This window comes from Achromobacter sp. K91 (assembly GCF_003576205.1).
Classification (GTDB): Bacteria; Pseudomonadota; Gammaproteobacteria; order Burkholderiales; family Burkholderiaceae_B; genus Achromobacter; species Achromobacter aegrifaciens.
Map to the genome: position 1 here is coordinate 126,524 of NZ_QWFB01000002.1, position 13,118 is coordinate 139,641.

Here is a 13,118-nt window from a genome sequence, read left to right on the forward strand (position 1 = left end):
CGGTTTATCCTTTTTGGCCCGGCGCGGACGTCCTAGCCTGGACGCCGGCCTCCGGGTTGCCGGCGGCGGGGGCCTGCGCACCGGGCGCGCCCCGCTCCACCGGTTTGATTTTCTGTCCCGCCGCCATATGCGCGGCGTTCTCGACGACGATGCGTTCGCCGCCTGCCAATCCCTGCGTGACGATCCAGTTCGGACCCTGCAGCCGCTCTGCGGTGACGGCGATCTTCTTCAGCTCTCCGTCTGCACCCGCGGCCAGCACGTGCGCGCCTTCGGCATTGCGCAGCAGGGCGTTGCGCGGCACCAGATAGGTGTCGCGGTTGATCGCCTGCTCCAGCCGCACCCGCACATACATGCCCGGCAGCAGATCGCGGCCCGGGTTCTCGAACAGCGCCCGCATGGTGACGTTGTCCGTGCCGGGATCCACCGCCAGATCGGCGAACGACAGCGTGCCGCCGCGCCCGTACTCCGAGCCGTCGGGCAGCAGCAGCCGCACCCGCACCTGGTCCGGCGCCACGCCTTCCAGGGCGCCCGCGCGGATCTGCTTCTGCAACTGCATCACCTCGGCCGCCGGCTGGGCGAAGTTCACATAGATGGGATCGATCTGCTGCACCACCGTCAGCGGCGTGGCCTGGCCTTCGCCCACCAGTGCGCCTTCGGTCACCAGCGCGCGTCGCGCCCGGCCGTCGATGGGCGAAGTGACGCGCGCGTAATCCAGCTTCAGCTTGGCGCTTTGCAGGTTGGCGCGGGCCAGGGCGACCTCGGCCCGGGCCTGGCGTTCCTGCGCCACGCTTTCGGCGTGGTCGCGTTCGCTGATGGCGCGGTCCGACACCAGGTCAGCGTAACGGCGCAGCTTGTCGGCGGCGGCGGAAAGATTGGCCTGCGCGCGCGCCAGGTTCGCGGCTTCCGAATCGTAGGCGGCCTGCAACGGCGCGGGATCGATCTGGAACAGGGCGGCGCCGCGCGTCACATCCTGGCCTTCTTCGTACAGGCGCGCGGTGACGATACCGGCCACGCGCGCGCGCACTTCGGCTTCGCGGTAGGGCTCCAGCCGGCCCGGCAATTCGGTCGCGACGCTGGTGGGCGTGGCTTGGGCAACGATGACGCCGACTTCGGCGGGAGCCTCGGTGGCTTGTTGGGCTTCCGGTTTCGAGCAACCGGTAATAAGAATTAGTACGGAAGAAAGGGCGAGCGTGCGTAGAGAGACTCTTTGCTTCATTTTTAAAATTTCTGATGGGCCCGCAGAGGGCTGAGGTGGGGAAAGGCGCCGACTTTCCCGCGTGGGGAAGCGAGTCTATCATTTAATCCGTCACGCTTGATTAATTATTTTGTTCGGAAGTATGCTCCCCGCTTCACACTTATTCACAGTGACGAAAGAGGCGGCTTCTTGTTTTGAAGCCGCCGTTTTTTTGCAGCCGGTTTTTAAGAAGGAGGTCCCCCGCATGGCCCGCAAGACGAAAGAAGAGTCCCAACGCACCCGCGACCGCATCCTGGATGCCGCGGAGCACGTGTTCCTGTCCAAGGGGGTGGCCGCCACCACCATGAGCGACATCGCCGACCACGCAGGGGTGTCCCGGGGCGCCGTCTACGGCCATTACAAAAACAAGATCGACGTCTGCATCGCCATGTGCGACCGCGCGCTGGGCGAGGCTGCTCCCCTGACTCATGTCTCGACCGACGGCGAGGCGCTGGAATCGCTCTACACCTCCATGCGGCAATACATCCAGATCTACGCGCAGGAAGGCTCGGTGCAGCGCGTGCTGGAAATCCTGTACCTCAAATGCGAACGTAGCGACGAGAACGCGCCGCTGCTGCGCCGCCGTGACTTGTGGGAGCGCCACGCCCTGCGCACCTCGGAGAAACTGCTGCGCGCCGCGGTCAAGCGCGAGGACCTGCCGCGCGCGCTGGACGTGCGCCTGTCCAATCTTTATCTGCACGCCCTGGTCGACGGGGTGTTTGACAGCATCTGCTGGTCCGATCGCCTCAAGGGCGACATGTGGCCGCGCGTCGAGCGCATGCTCCGCGCCGCCATCGATACCCTCCGGTTTTCCGCGCACCTGCTGACGCCGAAAGCCGCCTGATTCCGCGGCGGGCGCTTTTCAACGGGATGCTCCTGAACTGAGCATCCCCATGCCGGACGCCCCTACAATCCGCGCATGACCCTCAAGCAACTCGAAGCCTTCTACTGGGCCGCCACCTGCGCAAGTTTCGCCGTGGCGGCCGAGCGTCTGCATCTGTCGGTATCGTCGCTGTCCAAGCGCATCACCGAGCTCGAGGAAGGCCTGGGCCTGTCCTTGTTCGATCGCAGCGGCCACAAGGCGGTGCTGACCGACGCCGGCCAGCGCCTGCTGCCGCAGGCGCGCGACCTGCTGGCCTCGGCGGAGCAGATACGGGCGTCGCTGGCGCAAAGCGCGGGGCTCAGCGGTCGCTGCCGCTTCGGCGTGGGCGAGCTGACCGCGCTCACCTGGCTGCCGCGGCTGATCCGGGGCGTGCGCGCCGCCTATCCGGACCTGGTGCTGGAACCCTATGTGGACATCGGCCAGGTGCTGGAGCAGCGCGTGGCCGACGGCGAACTGGACTTTGCCGTGATCGCCGGCCGTTCCTCTCGGCCCAATATCGCTTCCACGGCCATAGGCCAGGCCGACTTTTCCTGGGTCGCCGCGCCGGCGCTGCTGGACGGCGCCACGCGCATGACGCCGGAGCTGCTTGCCCGCCTGCCGCTGGTCACGCTGCCGGCGGGGGCCGGCACCACGCGCATCATCGACGACTGGCTGGCGGGCCGCGATGCCGGCGGCGAACGCCTCTGCTGCAACAACTGGGGGGCGGTGGTCGGCCTTCTGATAGAAGGCACCGGGGTCGGCCTGCTGCCCAGCCATTGGGCCCGCGCCTTGCAGGCCGAGGGCAGCCTGCGCGTGCTGGAAGGCGATACGCCGCTGGCGGCCATGCCTTATGCATTCCAGTACCGCCGCGATGATGCCCGGCCGCTGGTCGCCAAGCTGCGCGCCGAGGTCCAGGCCGCCGTGGACTTCGCGGCCCCTTGCCGCATCCCCTGAGGGTGCGTCCGCAAGGCGGCCGTCCGGCGCGCATTTAGGCTTACGACAGCCGCCGCTCTATACAATCGCCGCGCGCCTGGCGCAGAATCCAACAAGAACGTGCGCAGCGGGGGATGGACCCGGATGCAGCACGGCTCGGGTCTGTTCCCTCATGCCGGGCGGCGCGTCCGCGTGGGGAACCAGGCCGACCTGAACCGACGGAGATCTTTCATGCGTAAACTTTGCCTCGCCATGGCCATGGCGGGAATGCTGGCCAGCGGATTGGCGCAAGCGCAATCCACCCTGCGTATCGGCTTGCAGGACGACCCCGACGTGCTGGACCCGGTGCGCGCGCGCACCTTCGTGGGCCGCATCGTCTTCGCTTCCCTCTGCGACAAGCTGGTGGAGATCACGCCGGACCTGAAGATCGTGCCGCAGCTGGCGCAATCCTGGACCTTCAGCCCCGACAACAAGGTCCTGACCTTCAAGCTGCGCACCGACGCCGTTTTCCATGACGGCACGCCGGTGAACGCCGCCGCCGTCAAGGCCAACCTGGACCGCGCCCGCACCTTGCCCGACAGCAACCGCAAGAGCGAGTTGGCCACCGTCGCCAGCGTCGAGGCCCCGGACGCCAGCACCGTGGTGCTGACGCTGTCCGAACCCGATGCCTCGCTGCTGTCGCAGCTGTCCGACCGCGCCGGGATGATGATGTCTCCCGCCAGCTTCGACAAGGACCCTGGCGGCAAGCCGGTGTGCTCCGGCCCCTACCAGTTCAAGGAGCGCGTGCAGAACGACCGCATCGTGCTCGAGAAATTTCCCAAGTACTGGGACGCCGCCAACTATCACTTCGACCGTCTGGTCTACACCCCGATTCCCGACAACACCGTGCGCCTGAACAACCTGCGCGCCGGCGACCTGGACATCATCGAGCGCGTCGCGCCCAGCGATGCCAAGGCGGTGAAGGACGACAAGAACCTGACCCTGGCGCCGGTGACCGGCCTGGGCTTCCAGGCCATTTCGGTGAACCTGGCCAATGGCGCGCGCGCCAACAACCCCCTGGCCAAGGACAAGCGCGTGCGTCAGGCGCTGGACCTCGCGATCGACCGCGACGTGCTCAATCAGGTGATCGGCGAAGGCATGTTCCAGCCCGCCTATCAGCCGTTCCCGCCGGCCAGCTTCGCCTACAACACCGCCTTCGAGCACAAGGGCCGCGACCCCAAGAAGGCGCAGGCGCTGTTGAAGGAAGCGGGCTATGACCGCGTCAAGTTCGAGATCACCTTTGGCAACAACACCACCATGCAACAGGTGTTCGAGCTGGTACAGGCCATGGGCGCCGAAGCGGGCTTCGACATCACACTGCGTCCGGTGGAGTTCGCGTCCCTGCAATCCTCGCTCGCGCGCGGCGACTTCGAAGTAGGGCAGAGCGGCTGGTCGGGCCGCGTCGATCCCAGCGGCAACATCCACCAGTACCTGAGCTGCAAGGGCAACCTGAACGACGGCAAGTTCTGCGACGCCGCCGTGGACAAACTGCTCAACGACGCCCGCGCCGAATCGGACACCGCCAAGCGCCGCGCCATGTATGACCAGGTGCTGACGGCGATGCAGGACCAGCGCCCGATCGTCTACCTGTTCTACCTGCCGTGGACCTTTGGCGTGCAGAAGAAGGTGGAGGGCTTTGTGCCTTACCCCGACGGCCTGATCCGCCTGAAGGGCGTCACTGTGGCAAAAAAGTAGGCTCCCCCCTACCCGTTGGCGCGGGCCCCCCAGGGGGCGGCGCTGGCGGACCGGCGGAGCCGGATCCGCGGTGCCCCGGCTGGCAGCGTCCGCCGGCCTCTCCAGCGTGCCTGTTCTTTTGATCGCCAGGCGCCCGCCGTGCAGGAAGTGTTCCGCGTTTCAGCGGCAGCCCTATAGGAATCATCATGTTTACCACTCGCCCGGAAATCCTTGGCACCTTCGGTGTCGTGACCTCCACCCATTGGCTGGCCAGCGCCGCCGGCATGTCGCTGCTGGAGCGCGGCGGCAACGCCTTCGACGCCTGCGTGGCCTCAGCCTTCGTGCTGCAGGTGGTCGAACCCCATCTGGTGGGCCCGGCCGGCGAAGTGCCCGCGGTGTTCTATTCCGCGCGCACCGGCCGCGTCGAGGTGCTGTGCGGCCAGGGCACCACGCCCGCTGCCGCCACGCTCGAACGCTACCGCGCCGAAGGCCTCAAGCTCATTCCCGGCAACGGCCTGCTGGCCGCCGTCATTCCGGGCGCCTTCGACGCCTGGATGCTGCTCCTGCGTGACCACGGCAGCATGCGCGTGCGCGACGTGCTGGAGCCCGCCATCTATTACGCGGAGCACGGCCACGCGCTCATGCCGCGCATCTCCAACACCATCGCCGGCCTGAAGGACTTCTTCCAGACCCATTGGCCCACGACGGCCGCGGTCTACGTACCGGGCGGCCAGGTGCCCGAGGCCCGCAAACTGTTCCGCAATCCGGCGCTGGCTCGCACCTGGACCCGCGTGCTGAAGCAGGCCGAAAGCGCCGGCGCAGACCGCGAGCGCCAGATCGAAGCGGCACGCGACGCCTTCTACCGTGGCTTCATTGCGGAGGAAATCGACAAGTTTGCGCGCAACACCGATGTCATGGACGAGAGCGGGTCCACCCACCGCGGCGTCATTACCGCCGAGGACCTCGCGGGCTGGTCGGCCAGCTACGACACGCCGGTCACCTACGACTATCACGGCTACACCGTGGCGAAAGCCGGCTCCTGGAGTCAAGGTCCGGTCTTCCTGCAGACCCTGGCGCTGCTCAAGGAGATGGATCTGGCAGGCGTGAGCCCGACCAGCGCCGAATTCGTGCACCGCGTGACCGAGGCCATGAAGCTGGCCTTCGCCGACCGCGAGGCCTATTACGGCGATCCGGCCTTCGTCGACGTGCCGCTGGACCATCTGCTGTCCGACGCCTATAACGCCGAACGCCGCGCGTTGATCGGCGAGTCGGCTTCGCAGGATCTGCTGCCCGGCCAGGTGCCGGGTTTCGAGGCGCAAGTGAAGCGCGTCATGGACACGCTGGAGCGCCTGTCCAAGGTATCCGCGCCCGGCAGCGCCACCAATGAACCCACGCTTGCCGACATGCGCGCCTCCGCCAAACGCGGCGACACGACGCACGTGGACGTCATCGACCGCTGGGGCAACATGATCTCGGCCACGCCTTCGGGCGGATGGTTCCAGTCTTCGCCGGTGATCCCGGAACTCGGCTTCGGCCTGAACACCCGCGCGCAGATGTTCTGGCTGGAAGAAGGGCTGCCTGGCACGCTGGCGCCCGGCAAGCGTCCGCGCACCACGCTGACGCCCTCGCTGGCGCTGCGCGATGGCAAGCCCTACCTGGCCTTCGGCACGCCGGGCGGCGACCAGCAGGAGCAATGGCAACTGTTGTTCTTCCTGCGTCACGTGCACCACGGCCTGAACCTGCAGGAAGCGATCGACCTGCCCATGTCCCACACCATGCATTTCCCCACGTCCTTCTATCCGCGCGACCGCAAGCCGGGGCATCTGGCGGTGGAGGCGAGCTTCGGCGCCGAGGTCATCGCGGCGCTGCGCCAGCGCGGGCACCAGATCGAGGAAGTGTCAGAGTGGTCGGTGGGCAGGTTGACCGCGGCTTCGCGCGATGCCGACGGCCTCCTGCACGCGGCAGCCACGCCGCGCCTGATGCAGGCTTACGCCATCGGCCGCTGAACGGCGGCGGCGGGCGCGCCTGGCGCGTCCGCCGCCAGCCTTGTTGCGGCGCTTTGCCGGCATGGGGTATGTTTGTCGCATGACGCCAACCCAGCATAAACCGGCAACAGCGGCCCATTCCCTGACGGGACAAGAACCCCTCTTCATCGTCCTCAATACCGGATCGGGACGCGGCGACGCGCAGATCCTCCAAGACACGATCCGTCGCATACTCGACGAGGCCGGGCGCCGTTACGAATTGATGCCCGTGCAGGATCCGTCGCGCCTGACCGCCACGGCCGAGGCCGCGGTCACGCGCGCGCAGGAACAGCAGGGCGTGGTCATCGCGGCAGGCGGCGATGGCACGCTCAATGCGGTCGCGGGTGTGGTGCTTGGCAAAGGAGTGCCGTTCGGCATCCTGCCCCAGGGCACGTTCAATTACTTCGGGCGCAGCTACGGCATCTCGCAAGATACCGAGGTGGCTTTGCGCGGCTTTCTGCAAGGCCAGCCCAGGCCGGTGCAAGTCGGCATGCTCAACGGCCGGCTGTTCCTGGTCAATGCCAGCCTGGGTCTGTATCCGCAATTGCTCGAGGACCGCGAAGCCTATAAACAGAAGTATGGCCGCAGCCGGATGGTGGCGCTGTGGTCCGGCCTGGTCACCCTGCTGCGCGCGCCACGCCAGTTGAGCCTGCTGCTGGATCATGGCGGGCAGGCCCGCAATCTGCGCTCGCCCACCCTGGTGGTGGGCAACAACAAGCTCCAGCTGGAGCACATCGGCATCGAATCGGCTGAGCTGGATCAGAACCGCCTGATCGCCATGGCGGCGCGGCCGGTCGGCACCTTGGCGCTCTATGGCCTGCTGTTGCGCGGCTTGTTCAGCCGCCTGGGCGAAGCCGAGCATGTGGTGAGTTTCGCCTTCGACCGTCTGACGGTGGCCGTGCGCGGGCGCCGCCGCGTCAAGGTGGCGATGGACGGCGAAATCTCCTGGATGGATACGCCGCTGGAATTCAAAGTGGCCGACGAACGGCTGCCGCTGGTGGTGCCGGCGGACTCGCAATATCTGGACCGTTCATGACCCGTATCCTGCATTTTTCCGATACCCACTTCGGCACGGAACGCAAACCCGTGGTCGAAGCCGCGCTGGACCTGGCCTGCACGCTTGCGCCTGACCTGGTGGTGCTTAGCGGTGACATCACGCAACGCGCGCGGCGCGGCCAGTTCGCCGCCGCCCGCAGGTTCATCGAGCGCCTGTCGCTGCCGGTGCTGACCGTGCCGGGCAATCACGACATTCCGCTGTTCAACGTGTTTGCGCGCGCGCTCAATCCTTACGGCAACTACAAGCGGGCTTTGGGGCCAGTGCTCGAACCCGTGTTCGAGAACGCCGGCCTGCTCGCCATCGGCGTCAACACGACACGCCCGCGCCGCCGCAAGGATGGCGAGATATCCGGCGCGCAGATAGCCCGGGTCGCCGAGAGGCTGCGCCAGGCCAGGCCCGGGCAGTTGCGCGTCGTGGTGGCGCACCATCCCGTGCGCGCCAAGGTCGAGTCGGACCTGTCCAATCTGCTGAACGGGCGCGAACGGGCTCTCGAAGCCTGGACGCAGGCGGGCGTGGACCTGATTCTGGGGGGGCATATCCATCTGCCCTATGTGCTGCCCGCGAACCCGGCGGCGCCTTCCGGCGGCTGGGTCGTCCAGGCTGGAACCACCTGCTCGCGCCGCGTGCGCGGCAATGTGCCCAATTCGGTCAATGTCATCACCTGCGAGGGGGCAGGCGACTGCCATATCGAGCGTTGGGACTACGCCGCCGGGGCGCATGCTTTTGCACCGGTAGACAGGACCTTGGTCGCGCTGTAATTGAGAAGGATCGGGAGTTTGATCGTGGCGGGCTCTTATTCATGACGGACGCGTACGCGGCATGGGCCGCGGCCCATGCCTTGCAGTTGTTCATCGCGCTGCCGTTGCTGGCCGGCGGGGTGGCGCTCGTGTTTGCGCGCTGCGGCCTGAGTCTGCGCGGCCGTCGCCGCGACGCCCTCTTCATGACGGGTACGTGCGCCGCGCTCGTACTCTTCCTGGTCCTGGCTTTCGCGATAGAAAGCGAGGGGAGGGTAGTGGCGTTCGACCGGGCCCTGGCCAATTCCCTGAGCATGTCCATGTCCACGCCGTTGCTGTGGCTGCTGTCCTGGTTCACCTACCTGGGCGACCGGAAATTCCTGACCGGGGTCAGTGTGCTGATGACGCTGTTCCTGTTGTGGCGCGGAGAATGGCGGCTGGCCCTGGTCTGCGCCGTCGCCACGGGCGTGGGCGGCGCGCTCAACTGGCTGCTCAAGCACGCCTTCGAACGGGTTCGGCCAGAGCACGATCATGGCTACGCCAGCGTGGCGGGATGGAGCTTTCCCAGCGGCCACTCCTCTGCCGCGATGGCCGTCTACGGCATGGCCTGCTATCTGTTGTGGCGTCTGGCGCCGCCTGCCTGGCGCCTGCCCGGCATTGCGCTGCTGGCGGCGCTCATCATGGCGATCGGACTCAGCCGCATCCTGCTGCAGGTCCATTTCGCCAGCGACGTGCTGGCGGGCTTCGCGGTCAGCCTGGCCTGGTTGGCGCTGTGCGTGGCGGCGGCGCAGCGCCTGCGGCCCTCATGCGCCGCGGGCCAGCGCGTTCAGTAAGCGCGTCTCGGCGAGCGGAGCGTCCACCGCCGCGGCCAGGGGCGCGCAGGTGTAGCGGCCGCCCGCCGCGACGATGGCCTGGTCCAGGCTGCGCGCGCGTTCGGCGCAAGGCGGCTCCAGATCCACGATCAGCTTGCCTGCCACCGGCGCCGTCACGTTGCCGTCGCTGAAACGCTCCAGCGTGCGGTCGATCTCGCGTTCGCGTGGCAGGGCCAGCACGATGGTGTCGGATTCTTCCAGCGCTTCCCGCGCGGAGGTGGCCAGCGTCGCGCTGCCGCGGAAGTCTTCGCAACGCCCGGGCTCGATGTCGTAGAGGGTCAGCGCGATGTCCGGCTCGGCCGCCAGGAGGCGCTGTGCGGCCTGCGTGCCGATCCTGCCCATGCCGACGATGCTCACGCGCATGCTCATGGCTTGGGCACGGACCACGTGCTCACGATATGGGCAAGAGGTTCGTCCGAACCCTCGCCGGTCAGGATGACTTCCCCCGCGGACAGCCGGCCCACTTTCAGCAACCGGGCGTCGGCATAGATGGCGCCCGCGGGGCTCTTGCGCAGGAAATTGATCGTCAGGCTGGCAGTCACAGCGTGCGCCTGTCCGGTGGCGCCCACCACCGCCGCGTACATGGTCAGGTCGGCCAGGCCCATCAGCATGGGGCCGGCAACGATGCCGCCCAGCCGCTGGTGGGCGTCGCGCGCCGGCAGCACCGCGCGCGCCGTGCCGCGGCCGATGCGTATCACGTCTATGCCCAACAGCATGGAAAACGGATGCTGGTCGGCCAGCAATATATGGAAGTCGGCCAGGCTGATCAGCGGGGCGTCGGCCGGGGTGTCCAGGTCGGTTGCGGTCATCGTTGCTCCAGGGCGAGGCAGTAGTTGTCCAGCAGCGTTTCCGCTTGCTGGCCCAGGGATTTCAGGCGGCGGGTGTGCAGCAGCAGCAGCAACCCCATCAAATAGGTGAAGAGATTCATCTGTTCGACGGCGACGGTCGCGGCCTCCCAGGACTTGGTCCGGGCCAGCGCCACGCCCAGCAGATCTATGCACTGGCGCAGGCGGGCGTTGAGCCGTTCGTCCATTTCCCGGCCCAGGCCGCGCGGCCCCAGCCCCTGGAACAGGTACATGCCCAGCGAAAAGTCGGTCCGCCGTTCTGCGTAGTACCCGAAGAACGCATGGATCGCAGTGCGCGCCGCGGCCGGCGCCGGCCCGCTGGAGGCCGCCTCGGCCAGATGCGCATGCAGGCGTTCCAGCGATTCCTCCAGCAGTGCGCCATAAATGGTTTCCTTGCCGGCGAACCACGGATAGATGGCGCCGGTGGTGCAGCCGGCCTCCTTGGCGATCGCGCGGATCGTGGTCTTCTCCAGGCCGTCGCGCTCGAACACGCGCTGGGCGGCGTCCAGAATCAGTTGGCGGCGCAACGCATTCAGTCTTTCGGAACGGTCGGCGCGGGACGTGGGCGTAGGCATATGGCTGGATGGTGAGACGACGATTCGATCATATCGGCGATTTTTATAAATAACAACGTTATTGATAGTGGACGAGTCGGCGCATTCCTGCTGTGGGGGCCTTATGGCGAAGGTGCGATTCCGATGGCTGGTTGGAGGCCGCGGCGACGCGGAAATAGGGCTCGGAAGGGAGCTGTATTTGATGACGGGGATGGTATCCGGAGCATCCGGATAATTAGGGGCAGGGCTGAAAGTCGCATGAATAGGTGCTTGGCCTAAAAACTAAGGGTAAGCCCTAGCGTGTCCGGCCAGGCTTCGCTGAGTTGTTGCAATATCCCAACAAGCCTGTCGTAAACCTGCACTTTTCTGGCGCCGACCATAGCCAGCCCCCCTGATTTTTGATGCAATAGCGTCAACTTCCCTTCGCGGAGTTAGGGGGGCGGCAGGCTGGTTTGCTGGATTGCTGCTCTTGTCACTCAAATCAACGGAGATTTCTTAAATGAAAAAGACTCTGCTCGCTGCCGCCCTGCTCGCCGGTTTTGCCGGTGTCGCCCAGGCAGAAACGTCTGTCACCCTGTACGGTATTATCGACACGGGTATCGGCTACAACAAGATCAGCGGTGGTCCTGATGCCATCAACGGCAGCCGTTTCGGCATGATCAACGGCGTCCAGAACGGTTCGCGCTGGGGTCTGCGTGGTTCGGAAGACCTGGGTGACGGCCTGCGCGCTGTTTTCCAACTGGAATCCGGCTTTGATTCGGGCAATGGCAAGTCGGCTCAAAACGGCCGCCTGTTCGGTCGTCAAGCCACCATCGGTCTGGCTAGCGACAGCTGGGGCCAACTGGACTTCGGTCGCCAAACCAACATCGCGTCGAAGTACTTCGGCTCGATCGACCCGTTCGGCGCTGGCTTCGGTCAAGCTAACATCGGCGTTTCGATGAGCGCTGCCAACACGCAACGCTACGACAACATGGTCATGTATCAGACCCCGTCGTTCAGCGGCTTCCAGTTCGGCATCGGCTACTCGTTCAATGCTGACGACCAAAACACGGCTCAAACGGGCTTCCGCACCGCCGACAACACCCGCGCCATCACGACCGGTCTGCGCTACGTCAACGGCCCGCTGAACGTCGCTCTGACGTACGATCAGCTGAACGCTTCGAACAACCTGCCGACCGGCATGACCGACGCGACCCCGCGTATGTACGCCATCGGCGGTTCGTACGACTTCGAAGTCGTGAAGCTGGCCTTGGCCTACGCTCGCACGACCGACGGCTGGTTCGCTGGCCAAGGCGTGAACACCGGTTCGGGCTCCCTGAGCATCGGCACCAACATCTTTGCTGACGGCTTCAAGGCCAACTCGTACATGGTCGGCCTGTCCGCCCCGATCGGCGGCGCAAGCAAGCTGTTCGGTTCGTGGCAAATGGTTGACCCCAGCAACGACCGTATCAACGGTGCTGAGACGATGAACGTCTTCTCGCTGGGCTACACCTACGACCTGTCCAAGCGCACCAACCTGTACGCTTACGGTTCGTACGCCAAGAACTACGCCTTCGTGGAAGACGTCAAGTCGACCGCCGTCGGCGTCGGTATCCGTCACCGCTTCTAATCCAAAGCAGGGCGCAAGTCCTGCCTGGATTTAAAGTGCACAAACGGGCTTCGGCCCGTTTGTATAAAACCACCCTCCGGGGTGGTTTTTTTCGTTTTCGCGCCTGTGTTTTTGCGTGTGTTTGTGCGTGCATCGGCAGGCTGCTGTATGCTTGCGTACCGGTGCTGAAAGCAGCCATTGTTCCATTTAAGGAATGCTGTCTTTCGCCTGCTGTTCGAGCTACAGAGTTCAGCCAGAAGTAACCGCGCGAATGCTACAATCCTAAGGTTTGCGCATTTGACGGACGCCTGAATGAACCTGCAACAGTATTTTCCCGTCCTGCTGTTTATCGTAGTGGCCACCCTTATCGGGTTCGCGCTTCTAACGGCCGGCTCCCTCCTTGGTCCGCGGCGTCCTTACGCCGAGAAGCTCTCGCCGTACGAATGCGGTTTCGAGGCCTTCGAAGACGCCCGCATGAAGTTTGACGTGCGCTACTACCTGGTGGCGATCCTGTTCATTCTTTTCGACCTGGAAATCGCCTTTCTGTTCCCGTGGGCCATCGCCCAGGGCACGGTCGGTCTCGTCGGTTTCTGGACGGTCATGGTTTTCCTGGCCGTGCTGACGGTCGGCTTCATCTACGAATGGAAAAAGGGCGCGCTGGACTGGGAATAACCCGCCGGGTTTTTTCACAGCACGCTATCA

Annotated in this window: 13 protein-coding genes; 9 read left to right on the forward strand and 4 right to left on the reverse strand. The window is 65.6% G+C overall.

Translation table 11 applies throughout. The features are described 5' to 3' along the window. Window positions 1-4: 4 nt before the first annotated feature. Window positions 5-1,216, reverse strand: a complete 1,212-nt coding sequence (locus tag DXK93_RS00720; protein WP_119449052.1) for a MexX/AxyX family multidrug efflux RND transporter periplasmic adaptor subunit — start codon at window positions 1,214-1,216, stop codon at window positions 5-7. 223 nt (window positions 1,217-1,439) lie between these two features. Here DXK93_RS00720 and axyZ point away from each other — a divergent pair, with 223 nt between their 5' ends. From axyZ to DXK93_RS00755, 7 genes are all read left to right on the forward strand, one after another. Continuing rightward, a complete protein-coding gene (gene axyZ / locus DXK93_RS00725) occupies window positions 1,440-2,078 on the forward strand; it encodes a multidrug efflux transcriptional repressor AxyZ (RefSeq protein ID WP_119449053.1) in 639 nt (212 codons plus the stop codon). A 75-nt stretch (window positions 2,079-2,153) separates the two neighbouring features. Then, window positions 2,154-3,050, forward strand: coding sequence for a LysR family transcriptional regulator (locus tag DXK93_RS00730; RefSeq protein WP_119449054.1), 897 nt, complete (start codon window positions 2,154-2,156; stop codon window positions 3,048-3,050). A gap of 210 nt (window positions 3,051-3,260) precedes the next feature. After that, complete coding sequence (locus tag DXK93_RS00735; protein WP_119449055.1) at window positions 3,261-4,763, forward strand: ABC transporter substrate-binding protein; 1,503 nt, start codon at window positions 3,261-3,263, stop codon at window positions 4,761-4,763. Between the two features lie 185 nt (window positions 4,764-4,948). After that, entirely contained in the window at window positions 4,949-6,748 is a 1,800-nt protein-coding gene (locus DXK93_RS00740) for a gamma-glutamyltransferase family protein (RefSeq protein ID WP_119449056.1), read from the forward strand. A gap of 79 nt (window positions 6,749-6,827) precedes the next feature. Next, window positions 6,828-7,802, forward strand: a complete 975-nt coding sequence (locus DXK93_RS00745; protein WP_054450469.1) for a diacylglycerol kinase family protein — start codon at window positions 6,828-6,830, stop codon at window positions 7,800-7,802. Continuing rightward, window positions 7,799-8,581, forward strand: a complete 783-nt coding sequence (locus tag DXK93_RS00750) for a metallophosphoesterase (protein ID WP_119449057.1) — start codon at window positions 7,799-7,801, stop codon at window positions 8,579-8,581. Before DXK93_RS00745 ends, DXK93_RS00750 begins: the two co-directional genes overlap by 4 nt. A 41-nt stretch (window positions 8,582-8,622) precedes the next feature. After that, on the forward strand, window positions 8,623-9,390 hold the full coding sequence (locus DXK93_RS00755; protein ID WP_054450473.1) for a phosphatase PAP2 family protein: 768 nt from the start codon (window positions 8,623-8,625) through the stop codon (window positions 9,388-9,390). Here the strand turns inward: DXK93_RS00755 and DXK93_RS00760 are convergent. The 3 genes from DXK93_RS00760 to DXK93_RS00770 are packed head-to-tail and all read right to left on the reverse strand — an operon-like array spanning window position 9,361 to window position 10,849. Further along, entirely contained in the window at window positions 9,361-9,798 is a 438-nt protein-coding gene (locus tag DXK93_RS00760) for an NAD(P)-binding domain-containing protein (protein ID WP_054450475.1), read from the reverse strand. The two genes, DXK93_RS00755 and DXK93_RS00760, sit on opposite strands and share 30 nt — an antisense overlap. After that, entirely contained in the window at window positions 9,795-10,238 is a 444-nt protein-coding gene (locus tag DXK93_RS00765; protein ID WP_054450477.1) for a PaaI family thioesterase, read from the reverse strand. The genes DXK93_RS00760 and DXK93_RS00765 overlap by 4 nt, the downstream gene beginning before the upstream one ends. Then, on the reverse strand, window positions 10,235-10,849 hold the full coding sequence (locus tag DXK93_RS00770; protein ID WP_119449058.1) for a TetR/AcrR family transcriptional regulator: 615 nt from the start codon (window positions 10,847-10,849) through the stop codon (window positions 10,235-10,237). Before DXK93_RS00770 ends, DXK93_RS00765 begins: the two co-directional genes overlap by 4 nt. Window positions 10,850-11,327: 478 nt before the next feature. On the opposite strand from DXK93_RS00770, the gene DXK93_RS00775 reads away from it, so the two are divergent. Both DXK93_RS00775 and DXK93_RS00780 read left to right on the forward strand, forming a co-directional pair. Further along, a complete protein-coding gene (locus DXK93_RS00775; RefSeq protein ID WP_119449059.1) occupies window positions 11,328-12,437 on the forward strand; it encodes a porin in 1,110 nt (369 codons plus the stop codon). 291 nt (window positions 12,438-12,728) lie between these two features. Beyond that, window positions 12,729-13,088: an NADH-quinone oxidoreductase subunit A gene (locus DXK93_RS00780; RefSeq protein WP_006217959.1), complete on the forward strand. Its 360-nt coding sequence runs from the start codon at window positions 12,729-12,731 to the stop codon at window positions 13,086-13,088. Window positions 13,089-13,118: the final 30 nt, after the last annotated feature.